Source organism: Herbidospora sakaeratensis, assembly GCF_001570525.1.
Lineage (GTDB): Bacteria > Actinomycetota > Actinomycetes > Streptosporangiales > Streptosporangiaceae > Herbidospora > Herbidospora sakaeratensis.
The window spans coordinates 228,195-252,447 of the sequence record NZ_BBXC01000012.1 but is presented as its reverse complement, the minus strand read 5'-3'; the positions used below and the strand labels follow the sequence as shown (position 1 = coordinate 252,447).

Genomic DNA, 24,253 nt, shown 5'->3' with positions numbered 1-24,253 from the left:
CCTTGCCGCCGGAGAAGAGCAGACAGGGCCGCTCGAACTCGGCCGCGACCTCACGCATGATGTGGATCGCCTCGGCTTCGAGGACGTCAAGCTGTGACGTCGTGTAGTCATGCTGAAGCAAAACGGTTCCTTATGGGTTACTGGTGAAGATCACGGATCCCGGCGAGCAGCGTCGGCGCCAAGTCCGGTAGGGAAACCAGGATATCCGGCAACGAGGGGTCGGCCTGGTTGTAGATCAGTTCCGACCCGTCGATCCGGCTCGCGTGGGCGCCGGCCGCCAGCGCCACGGCCACCGGGGCGGCCGAGTCCCATTCATACTGCCCACCCGCGTGGACGTATGCCTCGACCTGACCGGTCAGCACGGCGGCGATCTTCGCGCCGGCGCTGCCGATGGGGACGAGATCGGCCCCGACCAGGTAGGCGAGCTTCTGCACGAACTCGGGCGGGCGGGTGCGGGACACCGCGATCCGGGGGCGCTGGCCGTTGCCGGCCGGCAGCTTCGGCGGGTTGGCGGTGGTCAGCGTCGCGCCCTGGGCCGGGAGCGCGATGGCCCCGGCGGCGAGCCGGCCCTCCTCCCACAACGCCACGTGGACGGCCCAGTCGGTGCGGCCGGCCTCGGAGAACTCGCGGGTGCCGTCGAGCGGGTCGACGATCCAGACCCGGTTGGCCGACAGCCGCGCCGGGTTGGTGCGCTCGCCCTCCTCGGACAGGATGTGGTCGCTCGGGCGCAGCCGTCCGAGCGATTCGACGAGGAAGTCGTGGGACGAGCGGTCGCCCGCGTCCTTCAGCGCCTTGGCGTCGTCGAACCCGTATTGGGCGCGCAGGCGGAGCAGTTTCTCACCCGCCTCCGTCGCGAGGTCTCCGGCGAGCGAATGATCGTCTCTGATCGTCATCACTGGTTAGTAGGCTCCCGATCCGCGTGCCACGGCCGACCACGTCTTCCACATGATCTGGAGGTCGAGGGTGAGTGACCAGTTTTCCATGTAGCGCAGGTCCAACCGTACAGCTTCCTCCCACGACAGATCCGATCGGCCGCTGACCTGCCACAACCCGGTCATGCCCGGTCTGACGAGCAGTCGTCTCCGGACGTCGTCGCCGTAGCGGGCGACCTCCTCGGGCAGCGGCGGACGGGGGCCGACGAGGGACATGTCGCCCTTGACCACGTTCACGAGCTGGGGCAGCTCGTCGAGCGAGTGGCGGCGCAGGAAGGCCCCGACGCGGGTGACGCGGGGATCGTGCCTGATCTTGAACAGCACGCCGTCGCGGTCACTGGCCAGCTCGACCTTGCGGTTCTCGGCGTCGACCCCCATCGTGCGGAACTTGACGATGGTGAACGTGCGGCCGTCCTTGCCGACGCGGGTCTGCCGGAAGAACGCCGGCCCCGGGCTGGTCGCCCGCACGGCGACCGCGATGAGCAGGAACAACGGGGAGACCAGCAGCAGGCCGAGCCCCGCGACGACGCGGTCGAAGACGTTCTTGACGAGCCGCCGCCCGCCGGCCAGCTCGGGGTGCTCGACGTGCAGCAGCGGCATGCCCGCCACCGGCCGGATCGTCGTACGCGGCCCCGCGACCTCCATCAACGCCGGCGCCACCACCAGATCGGTGCGCGACTTCTCCAGCCGCCACGCGAGCCGCCGCAGCGCCGAGCCGTCGAGCTCGGGACAGGCGAGCACCGCGACCGTGTCGGCCTGGGCCTGGGCCACCACGAGGGGCACGTCGGAGAACCCGCCCAGCACCGGCACGCCCACCCCTTCGGAGCCGGCGCAGGCGCGGTCGTCGGGCAGGCAGGCCCCGACGATGTGCATGCCGTGGTAGCGCTCCTTCTGCAGCAGCCGCACGAGGTCGGCGACCGACCCCTGGTGGCCCACCGCGATGACCCGCCGCATGCACTGGAGCTTCGTCCGCTTGCGGTGCAGATTGCGCCGCAGGGCATATCGGGCCAGCAGTGTTAAAAGGGTCATCACTGGTAACGCGATGATAACGTAACCGCGGGCGACGTCGATCTTGGTCACGTACGCCACCACGGCGACGGCGGCCGTCAGCATCACCCCCGCCCGCGCCACCCGCCGGAACTCCTCCGACCCGACCCCCGCGAAGCGCGGCTCGTACGCCCGGCTCAGCCCCACGACGACGACCCACAACAGCGGCAACGCCGCGCTTGACAGTGCGTAAGGCTCGACGTAGGGAGTAACCTCACCGAACCGGACGACGACCGCCAGACCACCGGCGAGAAGGGCGCACAGAATGTCGGAGAAGATCACCGTGGCCCGATATCGCGCCGCCCACCCGGGACCCATGCGCTTCACGGCCGTTCTCGGCCGGTCGACGACTGTCACCCACAAGCCCCCTTTACCGAACGTTTACCGACCGCAGGAATGCTAGCGCCAGCTCCTGGGAGAATTCAGTGAAAGCCGAGACGTACATTTCCGTCGACATCGAGGCGGACGGCCCCATTCCCGGCCCATATTCCATGGTGAGTTTCGGGATGACGGTCGCGGGCCGGCGGCTCGGGCGCGAGTTCACCCGGCACGATCCGACCCTGACCACCTTTTACGCGGAACTGCGGCCGATCAGCGACGAATTCGTGCCGTCAGCCCTGGAGGTCAGCGGCCTCGACCGTGACCTGCTGCTTCGTGAGGGCCGCGACCCCAAAGAGGCGATGGAGTCGGCGGCGGCATGGGTGCGAAAGGTGTGCGACGGGACGACTCCGGTGATGGTCGCGTTTCCGTTGTCGTTCGACTGGATGTGGATGTACTGGTACTTCATCAATTTCGCGGGGGATTCGCCGTTCGGGCATTCCAGGGCGCTCGACATCAAGACCTTGTATGCCGCGAAAGCGGGTGTTCCCCTCACCTGGTCGTCGAAACGACAGATGCCGAAAGAGCTACGTTCCACGCATCCGCACTCACATCACGCCCTCGACGACGCGATCGAACAGGCGGAGTTGTTCCAGAACATCATGGAATGGCGGGTGTGACTGCGCGCTGTGTCGATTGCGCGTGCTCCGCACGCGCGGGCCCGAGCGCTGTGTAGATTGCGCGTGCTCCGCACGCGCGGGCCCGAGCGCTTTCAGCCGGCGTCTTCCCTCGTCGCTCCGGTTCGCTTCGCTCTCCTGCGCTCCTCAGTCCAGACGCCGGCGCGCTCGGGCACCGCATGAGTAGACGTGGTGGAACGTCTGGCGTGGCTGACACACTCGGACCGTGGACGCGAGCAGCGCTTTCGGTGATTCGGGACATGCCCTCACCCGCGACGGTCGCAGGCTGCACCATGTCTCCCTGGGCAGCGGCCGGCCTCGGGTCGTGTTCGAGTCCGGGGGCAACGGGTCCCGCGTGATCTGGGGCCTCGTCCAAGGACAGGTGGCCCGATACACCGGCACACTGGCCTACGACCGGGCCGGATTCGGCCGCAGCGAGCCTGACACCGCGCCACGCTGCCTGGAGCGGATCGTCGACGATCTGGAAGACCTGCTCGGGGCGGTCGGCGGCGGGCCGTTCGTCCTGGTCGGGCACAGCCTCGGTGGACCGATCTGCCGCCTGCTCGCCTACCGGCGTCCCGACCTGGTGGCGGGGCTGGTGCTGGTGGATCAGGCCGCCGAAGACTGCGATCTCTACTACAGCCGGGCCCTGGCCGTGGCCGGGGCGGTGAGCAACCTCCTCACCGCCCCGCTGACCAGGCTCGGCCTCATGGGAGCACTGGCCGGACGCCGCCTGTACGGGCGCTTCCCGCCCGAGATGCTCGCCGAGGTGCGCGATGAGGAGTTCACCCCGGCGGCCCTCCGCGCCCACCGGGCCGAGGCACGCTGCCTGGCCGACGGTTTCCGGAAATTACGCCAGGTGAGTGACGACTTCTCCCTGCCCGATGTCCCCGTCACGGTCATCTCCGCGACCGCGGGCGCGATGCGGGCGCAGATCACCGGCAGCCACCGGCGGCTGGCCCGTGCGCTTCCCCGAGGCCGGCACGTGTGGGCCGAGGGCAGCGGGCACATGGTGCCCGTGGAGGCGCCCGAGCTCCTCGTCCGGGAGATACACGCCCTGTGGGTCAGGGCCGGGGGCGGATCGTGATCGCCCCGGCCTCAGAAGGGCGGGTTCCGGCGTCACTCCTCGCCGGAGAAGCGCTCCCAGGCTGATTGGCGGGTGATGCCGAGCGACTCCCCGATCTTGGTCCAGGTGGTGCCGCGCCTTCTGAGTTCGCGGACCCAGGCCACCAGGTCCGCCTCCGTGGCGTCGATGTGGGCGGAGACCCGGGGGATGTGGTTGAGCATCTCCTCGTCGGACAGGGAGCTCCACATCGGGAGCTTCGGCTTCGGATCGCCTTCTTCCGCTAGGGCGGCGCTCTGTTCGATGACCGTGACGGCCAGGCCGACGCATTGGTCGCAGATGTAGACGCCCGGACCGGCCACGATTCGTTCGACCTCGGTGTCGGGTTTGCCGCAGAAGGAACACCGGATGCGGGCTTCCACAGTCATGAGACGCTCCACTTCGTCAGGGGTGTCCTGACAAATTAGTGCGTCAGGGCTTCCCTGACAAGCCGGTGAACAGGATGAGCACCCCGGCTGCGGCGATGGCCTCGCGGGGGCCGATGGCGGCGGCGAGCAGGCCCCAGATCGCCGTCAGGGCCGCGATGGCGAGGCTTCCGGTGACCGACCAGGCCGTCAGGGTGCGGGCCACCCGGTCGGGGGCGATGCGTTCCAGCCGGTACGTCGCCAGCAGCGGCCCGAACACCGCGCAGCAGAACACCAGCCCGAACTGCACGACGATCACCAGCACGATCCCCGGCACGCCCGGCTGGACGAACGCCAGCCACACCGGCCAGCACGTCCGCGCCATGCCCGCGACGCGCAGCACCCTGCCCTGGCCGAACCGGGCCGCCAGCGGGCGCGCCAGCCTCGCCCCGGCCAGGCCGCCCAGGCACGGGAGCGCGAAGACCAGCCCGTACTGCCACGGGGTGAAGCCCAGCCGGTCGAGCAGCAGGACCGCGAGCAGCGGTTCGGTGGCCAGCAGCAGGCCGTTGAACAGGACCGTGGTGCAGAACAGCCGCCGCAGCGCCCGATGGGCCAGGATCTCGCGCCACCCGTCGAGCAGGTCGCCGGGCCGTGACCGTTCCGGGCGCGGCGCGGGGGGCGGCTCGCCGCCGCCGATCGCGCGCACGCAGAGCGCCGACACCAGATAACTGACCGCGTCGGCCAGCACCGTGACCACCGGCCCGAACACGCCGATCGCGGCCCCGCCGAGCGGCGGGCCGACCACGCTCGCCGACCACATCGTCGACTCCAGCCGCCCGTTGGCGACGAGGAGGTCGGGCGGGGAGAGCAGGCCCTTCAGGTACGCGCCGGCGGCGGCGTTGAAGGCGATCTTCGCCGCCGCGGCGACGACCGAGACCACCACGAGCTGACCGAAGCCCAACCAGCCGAGGGCATAGGCGGCGGGCACGCTCACCAGGGCCGCGAACCGGACCAGGTCGGCCGCGACCATCACCTGCCGCTTGCCCCGGAACTCCACCCACGGCCCGAGCGGCACCGCGGCCACCGCCCCCACGGCCAGACCGGCCGCCGACAACGCCGACACCTGCGCCGGGCCGACGTCGAGCACCAGCACCGCGATCAGCGGAAACGCCCCGAACCCCAGCCACGTGCCATAGGCGCTCACCGCGTACGCCGCCCACACCCACCCGAATCGCCGATCCACGGTGAGCATCGAAGCGGGTCGGCACGAACCGGCTCAAACAACTATCGATCCCGGGCCGCACAACGAAACGTTGTGGCCGCTACCCTGCCGGGGTGGATCTGGACGTCGTGCGCAGCTTCGTGGCGGTCGTCGACGCGGGCCGTTTCCAGGACGCCGCCGACGACCTCTCGATCACCCAGCAGGCCGTGTCCAAGCGCATCGCCACGCTGGAGCGCACGCTCGGCGTGCGGCTGTTCACCCGGACCGCGCGGGGCGCCCGGCTCACCGTCGACGGGCAGGCGTTCCTCCCCCACGCCCGCGACCTGCTCAGAGTGGAGGAACGGGCGCTCGCCAGCGTGCGCCCCGGCCGCCGTCCGCTGCGGGTCGACGTGATCGGGCGGCGGCTCGCGCCCGCGTCGGTGCTGGGCGGGTTCCATCGCGCCCGTCCCGAGGTCGAGCTCGACGTCGTCACCCTCTTCGACGCCGGCGCGGCCGTCGAGGCGCTCGCCTCGGGCTCGATCGACGCGTCGTTCCGCGCCGTCGACCGGTCGCGGCTGCCGGGTGACATCGGGGCCGTCCGGGTGTTCGACGAGCCCGTCCAGCTGCTCACCGGGCCCGGCCACCCGCTCGCCGACGCCACGGCGGTCACCCCGGCCGACCTGGCCGGGCACCTGATCTGGATGCCGGGCATCGTCGCCGGGACCGAGTGGGCCGCCTACTATGAGACCCTTGCCGCCGCGTTCGGGCTGACCATCGAGGTCACCGGGCCCGGCTTCGGCACCGACCCGCTGCTCGACACGCTCGCCGGGTCGCCGTCGCTGGCCACCTTCGTGGGCGAGCTGACCCGGCTGGTCTGGCCCTCCGAGCAGGGGTTGCGTCGTATTGCCGTACACGACCCGACCCCGGTCTACCCCCACTCGCTGATCTGGCGGCGCGGCAACCCGCACGCCGCGCTCGGCGACCTGCGCGAGCATCTGGGCGCCGTGAAGCAGGGAACGGGCACGTGGACGCCCGAATGGGCTACCGAGGCGGCTTGACCGGGTTGAGGTCGGCGGCGTGGAACTTGTTCTGGGTCGATTCGAGCCCGTCGACCATCAGCGCCTCGACCATGTCGGCCGCCCGGTCGACCAGGAACGGCAGGTCCTTGCGCTCGACGGTGGCGAAGTCCTTCAGCACGTAGACGGCGGTGTCCATGCGCCCCGGCGGCCGCCCGATCCCGAACCGCAACCGCAGGTATTCGGGGGTCATCGCCTTGGTGATCGACTTCAGCCCGTTGTGCCCGTTGTCGCCGCCGCCCTTCTTGGCGCGCAACGCGCCGTAGGGCACGTCGAGCTCGTCGTGGACGACGATGAGGTTCAGCCCGGTCTTGTAGAAGTCGGCCAGCGCCTTCACCGGCCCGCCCGACAGATTCATGTACGTCATGGGCTTCGCCAGCACCACCGGCACCCCGGCCAGCCGCCCTTCGAGCACCTCCGCGCGCGACCGGTGGGCCTTGAACCGCCCGCCGGCCCGCGCGGCCAGTTCGTCGGCCACCATGAAGCCCGCGTTGTGCCGGTTCCCGGCGTACTCGGGCCCGGGATTGCCCAGCCCGGCGATCAGCCAGCGGTCCACTGCATGTCTCCTCACACGGAAAGGTCCCCCACAGGATCTCCCTGTGGGGGACCTTACAGAAACGCCTTATTCGGCGGCAGCGGCCGGCTCGCCCTCGGCGGCCTCGTCGCCGGCCTCGGCGGCGGGCGCCTCGGCGGCCTCGCCCTCTTCGGGCAGCTCGACCGTCGGCGCGGCGATGACGTGGAGCACGAGCGTGTCGGGCTCGACCGCGAGGGTGGTGCCCTTCGGCAGGTCGAGGTCACCGGCGTTGACGGTGAAGCCGACGTCCTTGCCGTCGACGTCGATCTCGACGCCGCTCGGGATGTTGGTCGCCTCGGCCTCGACCGAGACGGCGACGAGCTGCTGGTCGAGGATGGCGCCGTTGACGACGTCACCGGTGGTGGTGACCGGCAGTTCGACGGTGACCTTCTCGCCCCGGCGGACGAGGATCAGGTCGACGTGCTCCAGGAAGCCCTTGATCGGGTCACGCTGCACGCCCTTGGGCAGAGCGAGCTCGTTGACCGCGCCCTCGATGCGGATGAGGACGTTGGGCGTGCGGAGCGCGAGGAGCAGGTCGTGCCCGGGCATGGTGAGGTGACGCGGCTCGGTGCCGTGGCCGTAGAGGACGACGGGCACCTGGTTGGCGCGGCGGATCTTGCGAGCGGCGCCCTTGCCGAACTGGTCACGCAGCTCGGAAGCGATCTTGACTTCGGACACGACGATCTCCTAGGGATCTCGATTCGGATTTAGCGCCACCCCTCACCCGCCCTAGCGGAAGGCGTTACAGGCACTCCTCCTAGCGTACCGGAGATCTCCCATGCCTCAGGTCGGCAGGTGGTCGACGAAAACGCCGACCAGGATTCGATCGCCCAGATCTCCCCCGAACGCGAAATGAATGCGTTCGACGTTCGGACGGATCTTCATATGCCATTCACAGCGGTAGGTCCGACCGGCGTACTCAACGTCTCGGCGGCGCATGGCCGCGCTGTTGGCGTGAGTTTTTGGGCTGTCTGGCGAAACGCCCTCGCAACCCTGCTCGGCCAGAGCCATCCGTACGGCCCGAGGGTTGGCCTTGTGAGCCGCATAGACATCGAGGAATAGATCGTTGAGGACGGACAGGTGGACGACGACCGGCTCTCGCAGGTCGCGGTAGTCACCCTGGAATCGGCGAAAGGTCAGGCTTTCATGAAATACAAGACGCGGGAACGCCTGGGCCGCCAGAACGAAGAAGTCCGCTTCGGCGACGTTCTCCAATGCGAAGAGAGTGCGCCAGTAACCGGGGATTTCTTCACAGCCGGAAAGAAAATAGATTGTTATCTGCGCAGAGCCGACCCGGACGGGTAACAGACCGGCTCGGTCGCACAGGTCCAGCGCCAGACATGCGACGCCACGATCACGGACGGCCATCGTCGTTGCGTAAGCGATCGACCAGGCCTCTCGTGGCTCCGCTCCGGCGACCGCCACCTGATCGGCCAACGGGATAGAGTCATCCCATTCGGAGCACTTCTGAATCAGGCTGTAGAAGCGAAATTTCACATCCCGGTCGACTTCTGCACCGGACTCGGAAGCGAGGTATTCGAACAGCTCCGTCTCGGATTCACACAGTGTGTTCTCGAAGTAGGGGGGCTTCGCGGGCGTGTGGCCATCTTTGCGTAAACGGGCAAATGTCTCGTTGAAACGGTCCAAAGAATCAGTGATTCTCGCGCCGACGACACCGTGGAAATCAAAGCTGGTCTCGTCCACAACGAATCTCGGCGCGTCATCGGCGTCGCTGCGCACGAGCCAATCCTCCCAGGTCGTTTTCGAGCTGGTCAAAGAAGCCACTGGGCCAACTCGAGAGGCTGCCGCGCTCGGTCATCTCAATGGTGACCAGACCTTCCCCGTCGAAATAGTGGACGATGACATCCGAGGGAGAGACGGTCTGATCATCGGCAGCCGCCAGCCTTATCCCGTTCAGCACATGGTCACTATGGGTTTCCACGATGACTTGTACCCCGCTACCGGCGAGTCTGCCCAGGAACCGCCCGATTCTGCTCTGGCCGGCGGGGTGGAGATGGGCCTCGGGATTCTCGACGATGAATATGGCCCTCTCCGTGGCCAGCAGTCCGGCGACGATGACGGGTAGCGCGTAGGACACCCCGAACCCCATGTTCGGCGGGCGGATTCCATCCAGCAGCGAACCTGGTTCGGAGAAGCGGATGACGCTGGCGGCGATCCCCGGCGGCCACTGAGCGGTGATACGGACCGGCCGGATGATGTCGCTGGCCCAGTCTTCGACCTGCGCCCGCACGGTGGTCACGCCATGCTCGGCGGTACGGGGATGCCGCAGCGACGGCCGAACCTCCTGATTTTCGTGGACGGCGAGGAGTTGACCGCAGAACTGCCCCTTCTCTCCGACCCCCAGGTGTGCGACGTCCTCTGCGGTGACCTCCAGTTGGTCGCGCGGACCGAGCCGCTCGGCGCAGAGGTACGTGAATGCCGTGCCGTGGCCTTTCAGGATGGCGGGCCCGTCAGGGCGGGGTTCGGCCACGGCGAGGTTCAGTGCACGCCCGCCCGACGACCGGAAGCCGAACGTCACCGGCAGAGCGTCATCGGTTTCGAGCAAGACTTCTATCTGGGCCGACTCCTCCGCTTCAGGGTGGAAGACGTCTTCGGCCTCGCCCAGCGCGAGACCGAGAACACCGTTGAGAGCAACCACGTCGAGTTCGGTCCGGTAAGCGGCCTGCCGGGCAAGCAGCAACGACTGGACCAGCGTGCTTTTACCCGCGCCGTTGAGCCCGGTGAGTACCGTCAGCGGTCGCAGCCGCAGAGAGAGGGTGAGAAAGCGTTTGAAGTTCCGGATCCCGAGTTTCGTGATCATCCCCCGAGCACCACTTCTACCGCCTTCGCGAAACGGTAGGCGACTTTGTACCTGCTCCCCGTCGACGAGCTGATGGCCTCGTAATAGTCACGGTCACTGGAGATCAGTCTGTGGAGACGGCTCGCCATTTGAGGGAAATCGAGCGCAATCCCCCGATCGGAGGATTTGGCAAGCGTAACCGCCAGACTCTCGAACATGGGCCGGTTGAGCGGCGAGCTGGGGCTTTTGCGGAAGGCTCGGCCACCGAACGCCTGCACCGCCAGAACCATGGTGCGACGAAATTCCTCTTCGAGACCGGAAAGCTGTTCGTCGGAAAGCTTAGCCGGATCGTCTATCAGGGCCGCAGCTTCGTCCAGGAAAGGGTCCATTGCCCCCTGATAAGCTTGAAGGCCGATCACCGAGAAAGCACAGAACCGAAGAACGAGTTCACGATCAGCCATTCGGACGTGGTCACGGAAGCTTGACCCCACGGCCTCGAGGAATTCGGCGCTGGCGGCACATCGCTTGAGGAACTCTCGACAGCGGTTGCTCGTTAGGCAGTGACGGATCTCCTGGGCATTGAGTGGCGTGCCGCCGGTGTTGATGCGCTTGAAGATGTCATATCTAACCTGTGCCGGAGTCTGCGGGTCGATGACATGCACCACAAGCTGAGTCTGGTTGAACCGCCGCCGCCACACCGGAGAAAGCTGGGAATATCGCTGTCCGGACAGGTCGAGGTATTCGAGATGGCCGAGCGCGAACTGCTCTTCACGGGCGAACCCATAAGCTGTCGACAGCCGCTGAAGGCCGTCGATGACCTTCATTCTTCCGTCTTTGTCCTGGGCAAAGTAGAAGGCGGGAAGAGGTATCTGGAGAAGAATAGACTCGATGAGGCCCGACTTCTGCGGGAGCTTCCAGACCTGATTTCGCTGAAAGTCGGGGGCGAGCTCCAACTCCTCATCGTCGATCATGTCCAGAACGTTTCGCAGTGAGAAATTCCGCGAGCTCACCCTGATGTCATCGGGCTGCCAGGGGAGACCTTGCTCCTGACCGCCGTCGTCAACTTCGGCCTCGACGTCCAGCGGTTTGTCAAGGAAGTGTTCCTCAACGACGTCCTGTGGCCGTCCGGGATCTGTCATCGAATCCTGCCAATCTACTGATAACCCAGGTCATCCTACGGACAGAGCCGACAGATTTCTCCGAATCGATCACTTGGCATCCCGCATGAAGACAAGCAGGCCGACCGGTGAGTCACCGATCGGCCCGTCAGAACCAAAGGTCTACGAGTCGCCCTCGAACAGGCTCGTCACCGACCCGTCGGTGAACACCTCGGTGATCGCTCGCGCGATCAGCGGGGCGATCGACAACACCGTCAGCTTGTCGAAGCGCTGCTCCTCCGAGATCGGCAGCGTGTTCGTCACGATGACCTCGGAGATCGCCGAGTTCTTCAGCCGATCGACAGCCGGGTCGGAGAACACCGCGTGCGTCGCCGCCACGATCACGTTGGTCGCCCCGTGGTCATAGAGCGCGTCGGCCGCCTTGCAGATCGACCCGCCCGTGTCGATCATGTCGTCGATGAGCACGCAGGTGCGGCCGCGCACCTTGCCGACGACCTCGTTCACCTTCACCTGGTTCGCCACGTCGAGGTCGCGCCGCTTGTGGATGAACGCCACCGGAGTGCCCAGGGCGTCGGACCACCGCTCGGCCAGCCGCACGCGGCCGGTGTCGGGCGAGACGATCGTGGTCGTCGCCGGGTCGATCTTGTCGCGGAGGTAGTCGATCAGGATCGGCATGGCGAACAGGTGGTCGACCGGGCCGTCGAAGAAGCCCTGGATCTGCGAGGTGTGCAGGTCGATCGACATCAGCCGGTCGGCGCCGGCCTGCTTGAACAGGTCGGCCATCAGCCGGGCCGTGATGGGTTCGCGGCCGCGGCCCTTCTTGTCCTGCCGGGCGTACCCGAAGAAGGGCATGATGACCGTCACGCGTTTGGCCGAGGCCCGCTTCAGGGCGTCCACCATGATCAACTGTTCCATGATCCACTGGTTGATGGGAGCCGTGTGGCTCTGGATCACGAACGCGTCGCAGCCCCGGACCGATTCGAGGTAGCGGACGTAGATCTCTCCGTTGGCGAAGTCACGCAGGGAGGTCGGGGTGATCTCCACCCCCAGGTTGCGCGCGACCTCCTCGGCAAGCTGTGGGTATGCCCGGCCCGAGAAGAACATCAGGTTCTTCTGGCCCATGGTCTGGATCCCGCTCATGCGACTTGCTCCTCCTGGCCCCGGGGAAACCGAGTGATACGCGGGTCTACCCGCGCCTTGAACTGTTATGAACCTTCTTCGAGGGCCCGCTGGGCCGCCTCGGCCGACTTGGTGCCGGACCTGCGGCGGATCACCCAGCCCTCGACGTTGCGCTGGCGGCCGCGTGCCACGGCCATCGCGCCGGGGGGGACGTCGTTGACGATCACCGAGCCGGCGGCCGTGTAGGCCCCCTCGCCGATCGTCAGCGGCGCGACGAGCATGGTGTCGCTGCCCACGCGGGCGTGGTCGCCCACGGTGGTGTGGTGCTTGTCTACTCCGTCGTAGTTGACGAAGACGGTCGCGGCGCCGATGTTGGCGCCCTCGCCGATCGTCGCGTCGCCGACGTAGCTCAGGTGAGGCACCTTGGAGCCGGCGCCGATGACGGCGTTCTTGGTCTCGACGTAGGTTCCGATCTTGCCCTTCGCGCCCAGCCGGGTGCCCGGGCGCAGGTAGGCGAAGGGGCCCACCGACGCGCCGGGGCCGATCTCGGCCGAGTCGCAGACGGCGTTGCGGACGACGGCGTCCGCGCCGACGACGGTGTCGGTCAACGTGCACCCGGGGCCGATCTCCGCCCCCGTGCCGACCGTGCAGACTCCGTGCAGCTGGGTGTTCGGATGGACGACGGCGTCGGCTTCCAGCCTGACATCGGCGTCGATCCAGGTCGAGGCCGGATCGACGATCGTCACGCCGTTGATCATGTGCTCGTGGAGGATGCGGTCGTTGAGGACCCGCCGGACGAACGCGAGCTGGGCCTTGTTGTTGACGCCCTCGACCTCGACGTGGTCGGCGGCGACGTGGGCGCCGACGCGGTGGCCGTCCTCGCGGAGGATCGACAACACGTCGGTCAGGTACTCCTCGCCCTGGGAGTTGGCGGTCGACACGCGCTTGACGGCATCGGCCAGGAGGGCGCCGTCGAAGGCGTAGACGCCGGAGTTCATCTCGTCGATCGCCAGCTGCTCGGGCGTGGCGTCCTTGTGCTCGACGATCGCGAGCACCGCGCCGTCGTCGCCGCGGACGATGCGGCCGTAGCCGGTCGGGTCGGGCACGTGGGCCGTGAGCACGGTGACCGCGTTGCCCCTGGCGGAGTGTTCGCCGAGCAGGCCGGCCAGCGTCGATCCGCGCAGGAGGGGCGTGTCGCCGTACACGACCAGGACCGTTCCCTCGATCACGCCGACGTTCTCGAGCACCATCCGGACGGCGTGGCCGGTGCCGTTCTGCTGTTCCTGGACGACCGGCGTCACGTCGGGGAAGTCGGCCGACAGATGGGCCGAGACCTGCTCCCGGGCGTGTCCCACCACCACGATCAGCCGCTCGGGCCCGAGTTCCCGGGAGGCGTGGAGCATGTGGCCGACGAGCGTGCGGCCGCAGACCTCGTGGAGGACCTTGGGGGTGGCGGACTTCATCCGGGTGCCCTCACCGGCGGCGAGGACGATGACGGCGGCCGGGCGCGGCGCACTCACTGTGGGAGCTCCCTCGGATCCGCGAACGAAACGGTCAGCTGACGGATGCCGCACGGTCACCCGCTCGACAACGTGAGCTTACCTGAGACGCAAATTGGTTCCGGCGCCTGGACTCGAACCAGGACAAACCAACTCCAAAGGTTGGCGGGCTGCCAATTACCCAACGCCGGATCGCCCCCAAGCTTACCGGGCACACCCACGGAAAGGATGGTGGTTAAGCGTCACTTCCGGAACGTGCCACGCCATAGCAGACCAGGGGCTTTGTCGGCAAGACAGTTTCGCGCCATGAGATGGCCGCCCACGATACACCTTCTCCCCATTCTCGACTTAGGACTTCCTAACTTACGATGGCGTAGGTTACGGTGGCGTAACCGGCTCTACCTACCACAGATCGTGAGGTACTTCATGACCGTAGTCTCGGAGCGCCCGGGGCCCAAGCAGCCCAAACCTGACATGGACCCCGAGAGGAAGACCACTCCCGAGATCATCACCTTCGGGGTCGTGGTGGGCCTGCCCCTGGTGGCACTGGCGCTCGCGGTGCCGGTGGCCTGGGCCTGGGGCTGGTTGAGCTGGGTCGACGTCATCATCGCGTTCGTCTTCTACATGTTCACCGGTCTCGGTGTGACGGTGGGCCTGCACCGCTACTTCACCCACGGCTCCTTCAAGGCCAAGCGGGGGCTGAAGATCGCGCTGGGCGTCGCGGGCAGCATGTCGCTGGAGATGTCGGTCCTCGACTGGGTCGCCACCCACCGCAAGCACCACAAGTTCTCCGACAAGGAGGGCGACCCCCACTCGCCGTGGCGCTTCGGCACCTCGTTCTGGGCGGTCACCAAGGGCCTCCTGTACGCCCACATGGGCTGGTTGTTCGAAGCCGAGCGCGCCAACCGCGAGAAGTACGCCCCCGACCTGGTCAAAGACCCCGACATCGTGAAGTTCCACAAGATGTTCCCGGTGCTGGCGATCACCTCGCTGGTGCTGCCGGGCATCCTCGGCGGTCTGATCACCTGGTCGTGGCAGGGCGCCGCGACGGCCTTCTTCTGGGGCACCCTGGTCCGCATCGGCCTGCTCCACCACGTCACCTGGGCGATCAACTCGATCTGCCACGTCTTCGGCGACGAGGCGTTCGAGTCGCGGGACAAGTCCCGCAACGTCTGGTGGCTGGCGCTGCCCTCCTTCGGCGAGTCGTGGCACAACCTCCACCACTCCGACCCGACCTGCGCGCGGCATGGTGTGCTGAAAGGTCAGATCGATCTGAGCGCCGGCCTGATCAAGATCTTCGAGCGCTTCGGCTGGGCCTATGACGTGCGGTGGCCCAATCCCGAGCGGCTGGCGGCGAAGCGCATTGCCTAGCCCATACCGAGGGCCGTGTGAGGGCGTGCCTGTGCCGTCACTCTCACGGCCCGCCATTATGGTGCCGTGACCGAATCCAGATCCCGCAGGCGAATGACGGGCGCGGAACGGCGCGAGCAGCTGATCCAGATCGGTCGCTCCCTCTTCGCGGAGAAGGGCTTCGACGGCACTTCGGTGGAGGAGATCGCCGCACACGCCAGCGTGTCGAAGCCCGTCGTGTACGAGCACTTCGGCGGCAAGGAAGGCATCTACGCCGTGGTCATCGACCGCGAGATGCAGCGCCTGCTGGTCCTCGTCACCCAGGCGCTGTCGGCGACCCACGCGCGAGTGAAGCTGGAGCGGGCCGCCCTGGCGCTGCTCCAGTACATCGAGGAGAGCAGCGAGGGCTTCCGGATCCTGGTCCGCGACTCCCACGCGGCGTCCGGCACCGGCACCTTCGCGAGCCTGATCAGCGACATCGCCAGCCAGGTCGAAGACGTGCTGGCCGACGAGTTCGCCGGCCGGGGCTACGACCCCAAGAACGCCCCCATGTACGCCCAGATGCTCGTCGGCATGGTCGCCCTCACCGGCCAGTGGTGGCTCGACGTGCGCAAGCCCAGCCGCGAGGCGGTCGCCGCCCACCTGGTGAACCTGTGCTGGAACGGGCTGAGCGACCTCGACCCGGTCCCGGCGCTGACCAACGCCTCCCGTGGGCTGGTGCTGGCGCCGCCGCTGCCGCCCGGCCCGCTGACCGACCCCAAAGAGCTCAGCCGGCAGCGCAAGGAGCAGGAGAAACTCTGGCGCGAGGCCGAGAAGTCGCGCGAGCGTGAGGCCAAGGAGGCCGAGAAGCTCCGGAGGGAGCAGGAGAAGGTCCGCGCCCGCGAGGCCAGGGAGAACGAGAAGCTCGCACGTGCCCGGGAGACCGAGGCCTGAGACTGGCGATTTCGTTGCGGGGAAGTTAACACGTCGTTCAACAAACTCGGGCATATTCAGGACATGTCCGCCGAAATTTCCGTGCCCATCTCCCCGGAGGAGCTTCCCCTCCCTCACGAGCGATTCCTCAACCGAGAGGAGAGCTGGCTTCAGTTCAACGAACGTGTGCTCGAACTGGCCGAAGATCCCCAGCTCCCCCTTCTCGAACGGGTGCGGTTCCTGGCGATCTTCGCGAGCAACCTCGACGAGTTCTTCATGGTGCGGGTCGCGGGCCTGAAACGGCGGATGGCCACCGGACTCCTGCTCAGGGCGCAGAGCGGGCTGAAACCCAGCGAAGAGCTGGAGCGTATCAACGGGATCGCCAACGTCCTCGTGCAGCGCCACGCGGCGCTCTTCCACAAGGCGATCGTGCCCGAGCTGGTGGCCGAGGGCATCGAGATCGTGCGCTGGGCCGACCTCGGGCGCGACGAGCGCACGGTGATGCGGAAGTTGTTCCGGGAGCGGATCCGGCCGGTGCTGACGCCGCTGGCCGTCGACCCGGCCCACCCGTTTCCCAACATCTCGGGGTTGTCGCTGAACCTGGCGGTCACGGTCCGCAACCCCGTCAACGGCAACACGGTCTTCGCGCGGGTGAAGGTGCCCCCGCAGCTGCCCCGGTTCGTGAAGGTGGCCAAAGACCGGTTCGTGCCTCTTGAGGACGTCATCGCGGCCCACCTCGGCCAGTTGTTCAAGGGCATGGAGATCGTCCAGAACCACGTCTTCCGGGTCACCCGCAACGAGGACCTCGACGTCGACGAGGACGTCACCGAGAACCTGATGCAGGCCCTCGAACGCGAACTGCGCCGCCGCCGGTTCGGCTCGCCGGTCCGCATCGAGGTCGAGGACACCATCACGCCCGAGGTGCTCGACCTGCTGGTCGAGGAGCTGGGCGTCCACGACCACGAGATCTACCGGGTGCCCGGCCCGCTCGACCTGTCGGGCCTGCACACGATCGCCGACCTGGGGCCGACCCACAACCGGGGCGAGCTCAGCTACCGGCCGTTCGTGCCGTCTGAGGTGATCCACGCCGACGACGACATCTTCTCGATGCTGCGCGAGAAGGACATCCTGCTGCACCACCCCTACGACAGCTTCTCCACCAGCGTGGGCCGGTTCATCGAGCAGGCGGCGGCCGACCCGGCGGTGCTGGCGATCAAGCAGACGCTCTACCGGACCTCCGGCAACTCGCCGATCGTGGACTCCCTGATCGACGCGGCCGAGGCGGGCAAGCAGGTCGTCGTGGTGGTCGAGATCAAGGCCAGGTTCGACGAGCACGCCAACATCTCGTGGGCCAGGAAACTGGAGAAGGCCGGCTGCCACGTCGTCTACGGCGTGCTCGGCCTGAAGACCCACTGCAAGCTGGCCCTGGTCGTGCGCCAGGAACAGAACGGCGAACTGCGCCGCTACTGCCACATCGGCACCGGCAACTACAACCCGAAGACCGCCCGCATGTACGAGGACTTCGGCCTGCTCACCTCCGACCCGCTCGTCGGCGAGGACGTCACCGACCTGTTCATGCACCTCACCGGCTACTCCAACCACTCGGCCTACCGGCGGCTGCTGGTCGCGCCCCACTCGCTGCGGCACGGCCTGCTGGCCCGCATCGACCGGGAGATCGCCCACCACAAGGCGGGCCGCGCGGCCCGCATCCGGATCAAGACCAACTCGCTCGTCGACGAACCCGTGATCGACGCCCTCTACCGGGCCTCGCAGGCCGGCGTGCCCATCGACCTGTGGGTGCGCGGCATCTGCACCCTCCGGCCGGGCGTGCCGGGTTTGTCCGAGACGATCAGGGTCAGAAGCCTTCTTGGGCGCTTCCTGGAGCACTCCCGCATCTACGAGTTCGGCGGCGGACGGCGGCCCGAGATGTGGATCGGCAGCGCCGACCTGATGCGACGCAACCTCGACCGAAGGGTGGAGGCCCTGGTGAAGGTGACCGGAGCACAACACCGGTCCTACATCGCCGACCTGCTCGACCGCGCGTTCTCCGACGGGACGGACACATGGTGGCTCACCTCAGATGGCCGTTGGCTTCGCCAAAACGGCGGCGCCGATCTGCAGCAACATCTCATCGGCACGCGACGCTGGCGGACCGTGGACGACGGCAAATGACCGACGTGATCCACGCCGCCGGCGCCGTGATCTGGCGCGGCGACGAGACCTCCCCCGAGGTCGCGCTCGTACACCGGCCCAAGTACGACGACTGGTCGTTCCCCAAGGGCAAGCTCAAGGCGGGCGAGCACGTCATCGCCGGGGCGCTGCGCGAGGTCCGGGAGGAGACCGGCCTGTCGGTCGTGCTGGGCCGCTCGCTGCCGCCCGTCCACTATCTGAAGGACGGCCGCCTCAAGCGGGTCGACTACTGGGCCGCGCGGGTCAGCGCCGAGAACGACCTGACGGCGGTCGACGAGGTCGACGAGGTCGTCTGGATGTCACTGGCCGAGGCCCGCGACCGGCTCACCTACGAGTGGGACGCGGGCCTGCTGCGGGCGCTGACGGCGGCCCCGCTGGTGACGGTGCCGCTGATCCTGGTCAGGCACGGGCTGGCGGGCAGCCGCTCCGACTGGAAGGGCCACGACGACCGGCGTCCGCTCGACGCCGACGGCCTGGCCCAGGCCGAGGTGGTCGCCGCGGCCCTGGCCGCCTACGCCCCGGGCAACCTGGTCAGCTCGCCGAGCCGCCGGTGCACCCAGACCCTCAAGCCCTACGCCACCGCCGCGGGCCTGTCGATCCGCAAGGAGAAGCTGCTCTCCGAGCCCGGCTACGACGCCAAGGACACCCTGCGGCTGGTCCGCAAGCTGACCGAACCGACCGCGGTCTGCAGCCACGGCAAGGTCCTGCCCGACCTGCTGGGCGCCCTCTGCGAGGGGCGGATCGGCGACACCCATCTACGAAAGGGCGGGTTCGCCGTCCTCCACCACGCGGAGGGCGAACTGGTCAGCGTCGACCGTTACGTCACGTGAGCTTGTTCCAGAGCTTCGGGAACTTGTCGCGGGCGCGTTCGGCGGCGGCGCGCTCCAGGCCGGCCAGCACGCCGTAGGTGAAGGTGTCCTCGCCGGCCGCGCGGGCCTTGGCGGCCTCCTTCTCCAGGGTCTCCTGGGCCACCACGCCGTCCTGGTAGGTGCCCAGGGCCTCCTGGATCGCCTCGGCGCGGGCGGCCTCGTCGCCCATCCCGGCCGCCTCGGCGGTGTAGCGGGCGCGCTTGGCCGCCTTGCGCACGTCGTGCATGGCGATCTCACGCTCGTGCGGGTCGTCCATGGCCTGGGCGATGTCGTGCTTCTTGTGGACCCGCTTCCACTCCTTGGCCACGATCTTGGCCAGCGCGGGCCCGGCCTCGCGGGTGGCCCGGCCGGTGAAGACGTAGGGCTCGTCGAGCGCGTCGAGCAGGGCGAAGTAGCGTTCGCCGTTCATGGCCTCGCGGGCCCGCTCGTAGCCCTCCTGCTCCTGGAGCTTCAGGTCGTCGAGCAGCCGCGCCCGGACCGGCCCGACGATCAGGTGGTCGTCGAGCCCGTCGAGCTCCTTGCCGAAGCGGGCCTGGATGACCTCCAGGTCGCGCACCTCGCCGAGCACCTCGCCGAGCCAGCGCAGCTCCTCCTGGAGCGCGTCCGACTCGGTGACGATCGAGGAGAAGGCCCGGAACGCGCTGCGCATCCGCCGGCACGCCACGCGCGCCTTGTGCACGGCGTCCTCCTCCTGCCGCCGCACCCGGCCGTCCTGCGCGATCAGCGCGTCGGTCTGGCTCCGCAGGTAGGCGAACACCGCGGCGCCGACCGTCCCCTCGGCCGGCGACTGCGGCAGTTTCTGTACGGCTTCGCCCAGCAGCCGCCCCAGTTTGTTGGCGGAGCCGCCGGTGGCAGCCCCCGCCTTGAGCACCCGCTTGCCCACCCGCTTCAGCAGCGCCTCGTCGCCCTTGACGAGCTCGACCTCGACCTCCCGCCACCGCTCGATCCGCGGCGGCTCACCGTAGACGGTGCCCTTGACGCGGTCGTCGGCGACCTCGGCCAGCACCTGCTCGTCGCCGTCGAGCAGCCGGGTCACCGACCGCTTCGTGGCCAGCTCGGCGACCGGCACGAGCGCGTGGCCGCGCGTGTAGACGAGCACCTGGGCGGCCAGCTCGGGCGGCACGATCTTGGCGCTGCGGGTGAGCGGCAGCTGGATCTCCTGCCGCACCCCGGCGGCCTTGGGCAGCTTCAGGTGCCAGCCGGAGTCGTCGCCGCCGCGCCGCCGCCGCAGGGTGATGCCTCGGGTGGCGAGCCGCAGATCGGGGGTGTCGAAGTAGACGGCCACGAGCTGGTGGGATTTGGGCCCGGACTCCGCTTCGACGCCTTTGACGCCGAGCAGATCCGGCACCACGAACTCGTCTGGGACATCGAACTTGTCCTCGATCTCGATCGCCACCAGCACCTCCAGGTAAACGTGACACGGCCGAATTGCGGCCATGATGCCACCTGAAGGTGAACAAATCGCCTATCGAGACACGGGCTGGAGAAGTTCTAGACGATTTCCAACCGGATCATGGACGTATAGCCGCACATATCCAGGGATTTTCCGGTCGAGCTCCGATTGGGGAAATTGCGCGAGCACCTCATCGAGATCGTCGACCAGCAGGGCGGGATGGGCCTTCCTCGCGGCCCGGAAGCCCTCCTCGACCCCAAGGTGCAGCTCGGCCCCGCCGCTGCGGAACCAAACCCCGCCCCGTCCGGCCAAATCGGGCGGCTTGGGGATCTCGATCATGCCGAGGCGGCCGGAGTAGAAGGCCCGCAAATCGTCCTCACGGCCGGGCGGGGCGGCGAGTTGCACGTGGTGAATGCCGGTGATCATTTGTGCGCCACGGTGAATATGCGGCGAAACTCGAACGGAGTTCCGTAGGCGCGGCGCGGATAGGCCTCGGCGAGCGCCCGGCCGGCGTCGGCGAGGAACCGTTCGCGGCGCTCGGGGCCGAGGCGGGTCAGCATGGGCCGCAGCGCCGTGCCGGTGACCCAGCGCAGCACCGCGTCGTCGCCCTGGAGCACGTGGATGTAGGTGGTCTCCCAGGCGTCCACGGTCAGGCCCTCGCCCGCCAGCAGCTCCAGATAGCCGGCGGCCGAGTCGACCGGGTCGCGCCAGGCGAGGTCGGCCAGTTCGGCGGCCCACTCGGCGCTCTGGCAGAGCTCCCGCACGACCTGGTGACTGGGCGCGGCGAAGTTCCCCGGCACCTGGAAGGCTAACCACCCGCCCGGGTTCAGCTCCCGCGCCCACCGCACGAGCAGTTCCCGGTGCTCGGGCACCCACTGGAGCAGCGCGTTCGACACGATCACGTCGACCGGCTCGGCCGGCCGCCAGTCACGCACGTCGGCGACCTCGAACGTGGCGCCCTCGGGCGCCTTGGCGATCATCTCGGGCGAGGAGTCGACCCCGTGAACCCGCGCGTCGGGCCAGCGGGTGGTCAACGACACGGTCAGGTCACCGGTGCCGCACCCCAGATCGACGACGTGAGCAGGATCTTCGGCCCTGATCCGCCCGGTGAGCTCATAGAAGGGCCGCGAACGCTCGTCGGCGTAGCGCCCGTAGACAGCAGGATCCCACTGTGTCATCGCCGCGCCTCCGGCACGGCGGTCCTCGCGCTCATCTCCGTCAGTACGGACATCGGCGCGCTGCGGCATTTCTCTCGACATAAAGATACTTGATATCAAGAGAGATGTCTTGACGTCAAGAAAAGCTAGACTCGTCATCCATGAGCTCAGCCGAGGATGAAGTCGACCGGCTCGTCGCGGCCTGGCGGCAGGAGCGCCCCGACCTCGACGTGACGCCTCTCCAGGTGCTGAGCCGCGTGTCGCGGCTGAGCCGTCATCTGGAGCGGGCCAGGCGGGCCGCCTTCGCCGAGCACGGGCTGGAGCCCTGGGAGTTCGATGTCCTCACGGCCCTGCGCCGGGCCGGCTCCCCCTACGAGATGAGCCCGGGTTCGCTGCTACGGGCCACTCTGGTGACGTCCGGGACCATGACCAACCGCATCGACCGCCTGGCCGCCGCCGGGCTCGTCACCCGCAACCCCGATCCCGACGACCGGCGCGGCGTGCTGGTGCGGCTGACCGTCAAGGGGCTCGAACGCGTCGACTCAGCCTTCGCCGACCTGCTCAGGCGGGAACAAGACCTGCTCGCGGCCCTCGGCCGGCAGCAGCAGCAAGATCTCTCCGGGCTGCTGCGCACCCTTCTCGTTCCGTTCGACACGTCCGACACTGCGTAGTCGTGACGGACTAAGACGGTCTCAACCCACGATCCGGTTCCCTTCAGAGCAGTGTGATTTACGTCACACGCCTGAGCTGGATCGATCCATGGAGTGACAGATCGACATGCCCCGCGATCAGCGGAAATAACGGAATCTTCACAGGAACCCCACAGGTTTACAGCAACTTTCCCCATCCCAGCCGCCCCCGGCTGTTGGTCTTTTTGCTTTCACACCCCCTTTCCGTCTTATAGCTTCTTGAACGTTCCTTTCCTGACGCATGGGGCGCAAGTGACGTCCCACGACAGACCTGGGAGTTCCACATGAAGCGCACGCTCATTCTGGGCGGTCTGAGCGCGGGGCTGCTTGCCTCCGCGGTCGTGGCCGCTCCGGCGCAGGCTGCTGGCGACGTCGCCTCCGACAGCCTGGCCAACACCAACCTCGCTGCCCAGCAGGTCGCTGCCTTCTGGTACGGCGAGATGAAGGCCAACCTGATCGGCGCCACGCCTTACAACGTCGAGACTCAGGTCGTCGGCAAGCACGTGTCGACCGGTGGCCCCACCGCCGACACCAAGCCCGGCATCGTTCCGGCCATCGGTGACGAGAAGAAGACCACCAGCGTCTCGAAGAACGTCAACCTGCCCAAGACCTCGGGCAAGGTGTTCTTCATCGGCGCTGACGGCAAGCCGCACTGGTGCACCGGCACCTCGCTCCAGAGCAGCTACAAGAACCTCGTCGCCACCGCTGGTCACTGTGTCTACGACACGGCGTCCAACAAGGCCACCCTCGACAAGTGGGTCTTCATCCCCGGTTACTACCAGGGCAAGACCCCGTGGGGCATCTACGTCGGCAAGCAGGCCTTCACGCACTACGACTTCGACGTCTACGAGGACGGCGACCGCAACTACGCGTTCGTGAACGTGTACAACGGTGTGCTCCCCGTCGCCGGCGGCACCGACGTCGACTGGGTCTCCAAGCCTTACCCCACCAAGGCCCTGGCCGAGAAGGCCAAGGCTGAGCTGGAGGCGAAGAAGGAGACCGGCTACTCCAAGCTCGAGATCATCGAGTACATCGACCACTGGAAGATCGTTCCGGTCGGCTCGCCGGAGAGCAAGAAGGTCGACGTCAAGTGGAGCACGTTCAAGGCTGCCAACTACGGCAACGCCACGAACCCCCAGGGTCCGTCGTACAAGCCGGGCACCGGGTTCAACGAGACCGCGATCAGCCAGGCCGAGTTCCGCGCGCCGCAGGGCGTGCAGGACGACGGTGACGACTACTGGCTGAACGACAGCACCTACGTCTACTCGAAGAAGATCAGCGGTTCGTGGAAGTACTTCAAGCGGACCTTCTGGATCAACTACGACCTGGACTACAAGGTCAAGGGCATCGTCCTGTCGATCGGCCTCAAGGACGTCGGTCGCCTCGGTGACAACGTCGGTGGCCAGGGTCTGGCGTACAACCAGAAGGTCGGCCAGTCGGTCTACGTCTTCGGCTACCCGAGCGGCAAGCACCCGGACGGCAACCACGCCTTCACCGGGCACACCCTGAAGTGGACCTACGGCAAGACGTTCGCGGCCAAGGCCTCGGACATCAAGGCTGAGGAGATCATCGGGGTCAAGTCGTCCTTCACGGGCGAGGGCTCGCTCGGTTCGTCGTGGCTGGCGCAGTACAAGAGCGCCCGTCGCCTCGGCTACCTGAACGGTGTGACCATCGGTGTCGCTGACACCGACAAGAACAACCGTTACGACACCTCGGTTTCCCCGTACTTCGACGGTGAGACCTACGGCGTCTACAAGGTGGCGGCGGCTCTCTGGTCCGGCAAGATCGTCTGATCTTCCACCAACTCGTAGTGCTGAGATGACTCGGAAGGTGCCCCAAGTCATCTGAAGCTGAAAGAAGGAGCC

23 protein-coding genes, 1 tRNA gene and 1 pseudogene are annotated in these 24,253 nt (G+C 67.6%); 9 read left to right on the top strand and 16 right to left on the bottom strand.

The genetic code is table 11. From position 1 onward, the window contains the following. The 3 genes and pseudogenes from AW271_RS42415 to AW271_RS19985 form a co-directional block, all read right to left on the bottom strand. A pseudogene (locus tag AW271_RS42415) lies at nucleotides 1-121 on the bottom strand (sulfate adenylyltransferase subunit CysD); the annotation flags it as partial. Nucleotides 122-137: 16 nt separating this feature from the next. Next, a complete protein-coding gene (locus AW271_RS19990; protein WP_174553103.1) occupies nucleotides 138-893 on the bottom strand; it encodes a 3'(2'),5'-bisphosphate nucleotidase CysQ in 756 nt (251 codons plus the stop codon). A 6-nt stretch (nucleotides 894-899) separates the two neighbouring features. Then, a complete protein-coding gene (locus tag AW271_RS19985; protein ID WP_062338899.1) occupies nucleotides 900-2,297 on the bottom strand; it encodes a sugar transferase in 1,398 nt (465 codons plus the stop codon). 107 nt (nucleotides 2,298-2,404) lie between these two features. On the opposite strand from AW271_RS19985, the gene AW271_RS19980 reads away from it, so the two are divergent. After that, the gene (locus AW271_RS19980) at nucleotides 2,405-2,977 is read left to right on the top strand and encodes a 3'-5' exonuclease (protein WP_062338898.1); all 573 of its coding nucleotides are present in this window, start codon (nucleotides 2,405-2,407) and stop codon (nucleotides 2,975-2,977) included. A gap of 223 nt (nucleotides 2,978-3,200) precedes the next feature. Next, nucleotides 3,201-4,061 (top strand): alpha/beta fold hydrolase, encoded by an 861-nt coding sequence (locus AW271_RS19975; protein ID WP_063818040.1) that lies wholly within the window; start codon nucleotides 3,201-3,203, stop codon nucleotides 4,059-4,061. Between the two features lie 32 nt (nucleotides 4,062-4,093). Here the strand turns inward: AW271_RS19975 and AW271_RS19970 are convergent, their stop codons facing one another. Next, nucleotides 4,094-4,465, bottom strand: a complete 372-nt coding sequence (locus tag AW271_RS19970; protein WP_062338896.1) for a ClpX C4-type zinc finger protein — start codon at nucleotides 4,463-4,465, stop codon at nucleotides 4,094-4,096. Between the two features lie 43 nt (nucleotides 4,466-4,508). Then, nucleotides 4,509-5,693, bottom strand: coding sequence for an MFS transporter (locus AW271_RS19965; protein WP_062338895.1), 1,185 nt, complete (start codon nucleotides 5,691-5,693; stop codon nucleotides 4,509-4,511). A gap of 83 nt (nucleotides 5,694-5,776) precedes the next feature. Here AW271_RS19965 and AW271_RS19960 point away from each other — a divergent pair, with 83 nt between their 5' ends. Further along, nucleotides 5,777-6,700, top strand: coding sequence for a LysR family transcriptional regulator (locus tag AW271_RS19960; protein ID WP_062338894.1), 924 nt, complete (start codon nucleotides 5,777-5,779; stop codon nucleotides 6,698-6,700). Here AW271_RS19960 and pth read toward each other — a convergent pair. The 8 genes from pth to AW271_RS19920 form a co-directional block, all read right to left on the bottom strand. After that, entirely contained in the window at nucleotides 6,684-7,274 is a 591-nt protein-coding gene (pth, locus tag AW271_RS19955; protein ID WP_062338893.1) for an aminoacyl-tRNA hydrolase, read from the bottom strand. The genes AW271_RS19960 and pth overlap by 17 nt on opposite strands. A gap of 66 nt (nucleotides 7,275-7,340) precedes the next feature. After that, the gene (locus AW271_RS19950; protein ID WP_062338892.1) at nucleotides 7,341-7,970 is read right to left on the bottom strand and encodes a 50S ribosomal protein L25/general stress protein Ctc; all 630 of its coding nucleotides are present in this window, start codon (nucleotides 7,968-7,970) and stop codon (nucleotides 7,341-7,343) included. 105 nt (nucleotides 7,971-8,075) lie between these two features. Next, a complete protein-coding gene (locus tag AW271_RS19945; protein WP_062338891.1) occupies nucleotides 8,076-9,032 on the bottom strand; it encodes a hypothetical protein in 957 nt (318 codons plus the stop codon). Continuing rightward, on the bottom strand, nucleotides 9,013-10,113 hold the full coding sequence (locus tag AW271_RS19940; RefSeq protein ID WP_062338890.1) for a DUF3696 domain-containing protein: 1,101 nt from the start codon (nucleotides 10,111-10,113) through the stop codon (nucleotides 9,013-9,015). Before AW271_RS19940 ends, AW271_RS19945 begins: the two co-directional genes overlap by 20 nt. After that, on the bottom strand, nucleotides 10,110-11,231 hold the full coding sequence (locus tag AW271_RS19935) for a DUF262 domain-containing protein (protein ID WP_062338889.1): 1,122 nt from the start codon (nucleotides 11,229-11,231) through the stop codon (nucleotides 10,110-10,112). The genes AW271_RS19940 and AW271_RS19935 overlap by 4 nt, the downstream gene beginning before the upstream one ends. A gap of 141 nt (nucleotides 11,232-11,372) precedes the next feature. Continuing rightward, nucleotides 11,373-12,350, bottom strand: a complete 978-nt coding sequence (locus AW271_RS19930; RefSeq protein ID WP_062338888.1) for a ribose-phosphate diphosphokinase — start codon at nucleotides 12,348-12,350, stop codon at nucleotides 11,373-11,375. 65 nt (nucleotides 12,351-12,415) lie between these two features. Further along, complete coding sequence (gene glmU, locus AW271_RS19925) at nucleotides 12,416-13,849, bottom strand: bifunctional UDP-N-acetylglucosamine diphosphorylase/glucosamine-1-phosphate N-acetyltransferase GlmU (protein ID WP_062338887.1); 1,434 nt, start codon at nucleotides 13,847-13,849, stop codon at nucleotides 12,416-12,418. A 95-nt stretch (nucleotides 13,850-13,944) separates the two neighbouring features. Then, nucleotides 13,945-14,020 (bottom strand) — tRNA-Gln (locus AW271_RS19920). A gap of 234 nt (nucleotides 14,021-14,254) precedes the next feature. Here AW271_RS19920 and AW271_RS19915 point away from each other — a divergent pair. From AW271_RS19915 to AW271_RS19900, 4 genes are all read left to right on the top strand, one after another. Next, a complete protein-coding gene (locus tag AW271_RS19915) occupies nucleotides 14,255-15,199 on the top strand; it encodes an acyl-CoA desaturase (RefSeq protein ID WP_062338886.1) in 945 nt (314 codons plus the stop codon). A gap of 66 nt (nucleotides 15,200-15,265) precedes the next feature. After that, nucleotides 15,266-16,111, top strand: coding sequence for a TetR/AcrR family transcriptional regulator (locus tag AW271_RS19910; protein WP_245653114.1), 846 nt, complete (start codon nucleotides 15,266-15,268; stop codon nucleotides 16,109-16,111). Between the two features lie 63 nt (nucleotides 16,112-16,174). After that, complete coding sequence (locus AW271_RS19905; protein WP_062338884.1) at nucleotides 16,175-18,262, top strand: RNA degradosome polyphosphate kinase; 2,088 nt, start codon at nucleotides 16,175-16,177, stop codon at nucleotides 18,260-18,262. Beyond that, nucleotides 18,259-19,110, top strand: a complete 852-nt coding sequence (locus AW271_RS19900) for an NUDIX hydrolase (RefSeq protein WP_062338883.1) — start codon at nucleotides 18,259-18,261, stop codon at nucleotides 19,108-19,110. Before AW271_RS19905 ends, AW271_RS19900 begins: the two co-directional genes overlap by 4 nt. Here AW271_RS19900 and AW271_RS19895 read toward each other — a convergent pair. Genes AW271_RS19895 through AW271_RS19885 form a run of 3 tightly spaced genes read right to left on the bottom strand, consistent with a single transcriptional unit; the run spans nucleotide 19,103 to nucleotide 21,720 of the window. Next, on the bottom strand, nucleotides 19,103-20,587 hold the full coding sequence (locus AW271_RS19895; protein ID WP_063818039.1) for a CYTH and CHAD domain-containing protein: 1,485 nt from the start codon (nucleotides 20,585-20,587) through the stop codon (nucleotides 19,103-19,105). The genes AW271_RS19900 and AW271_RS19895 overlap by 8 nt on opposite strands. A 27-nt stretch (nucleotides 20,588-20,614) precedes the next feature. Next, complete coding sequence (locus AW271_RS19890; protein WP_062338882.1) at nucleotides 20,615-20,968, bottom strand: VOC family protein; 354 nt, start codon at nucleotides 20,966-20,968, stop codon at nucleotides 20,615-20,617. Then, nucleotides 20,965-21,720 carry a trans-aconitate 2-methyltransferase gene (locus AW271_RS19885; RefSeq protein WP_062338881.1) on the bottom strand — a complete coding sequence of 252 codons (756 nt, stop codon included), beginning with the start codon at nucleotides 21,718-21,720 and terminating at the stop codon, nucleotides 20,965-20,967. The genes AW271_RS19890 and AW271_RS19885 overlap by 4 nt, the downstream gene beginning before the upstream one ends. 140 nt (nucleotides 21,721-21,860) lie before the next feature. On the opposite strand from AW271_RS19885, the gene AW271_RS19880 reads away from it, so the two are divergent. Next, nucleotides 21,861-22,370, top strand: coding sequence for a MarR family winged helix-turn-helix transcriptional regulator (locus tag AW271_RS19880; protein WP_062338880.1), 510 nt, complete (start codon nucleotides 21,861-21,863; stop codon nucleotides 22,368-22,370). A gap of 302 nt (nucleotides 22,371-22,672) precedes the next feature. Next, on the top strand, nucleotides 22,673-24,181 hold the full coding sequence (locus AW271_RS38015; RefSeq protein ID WP_063818038.1) for a trypsin-like serine peptidase: 1,509 nt from the start codon (nucleotides 22,673-22,675) through the stop codon (nucleotides 24,179-24,181). Nucleotides 24,182-24,253: the final 72 nt, after the last annotated feature.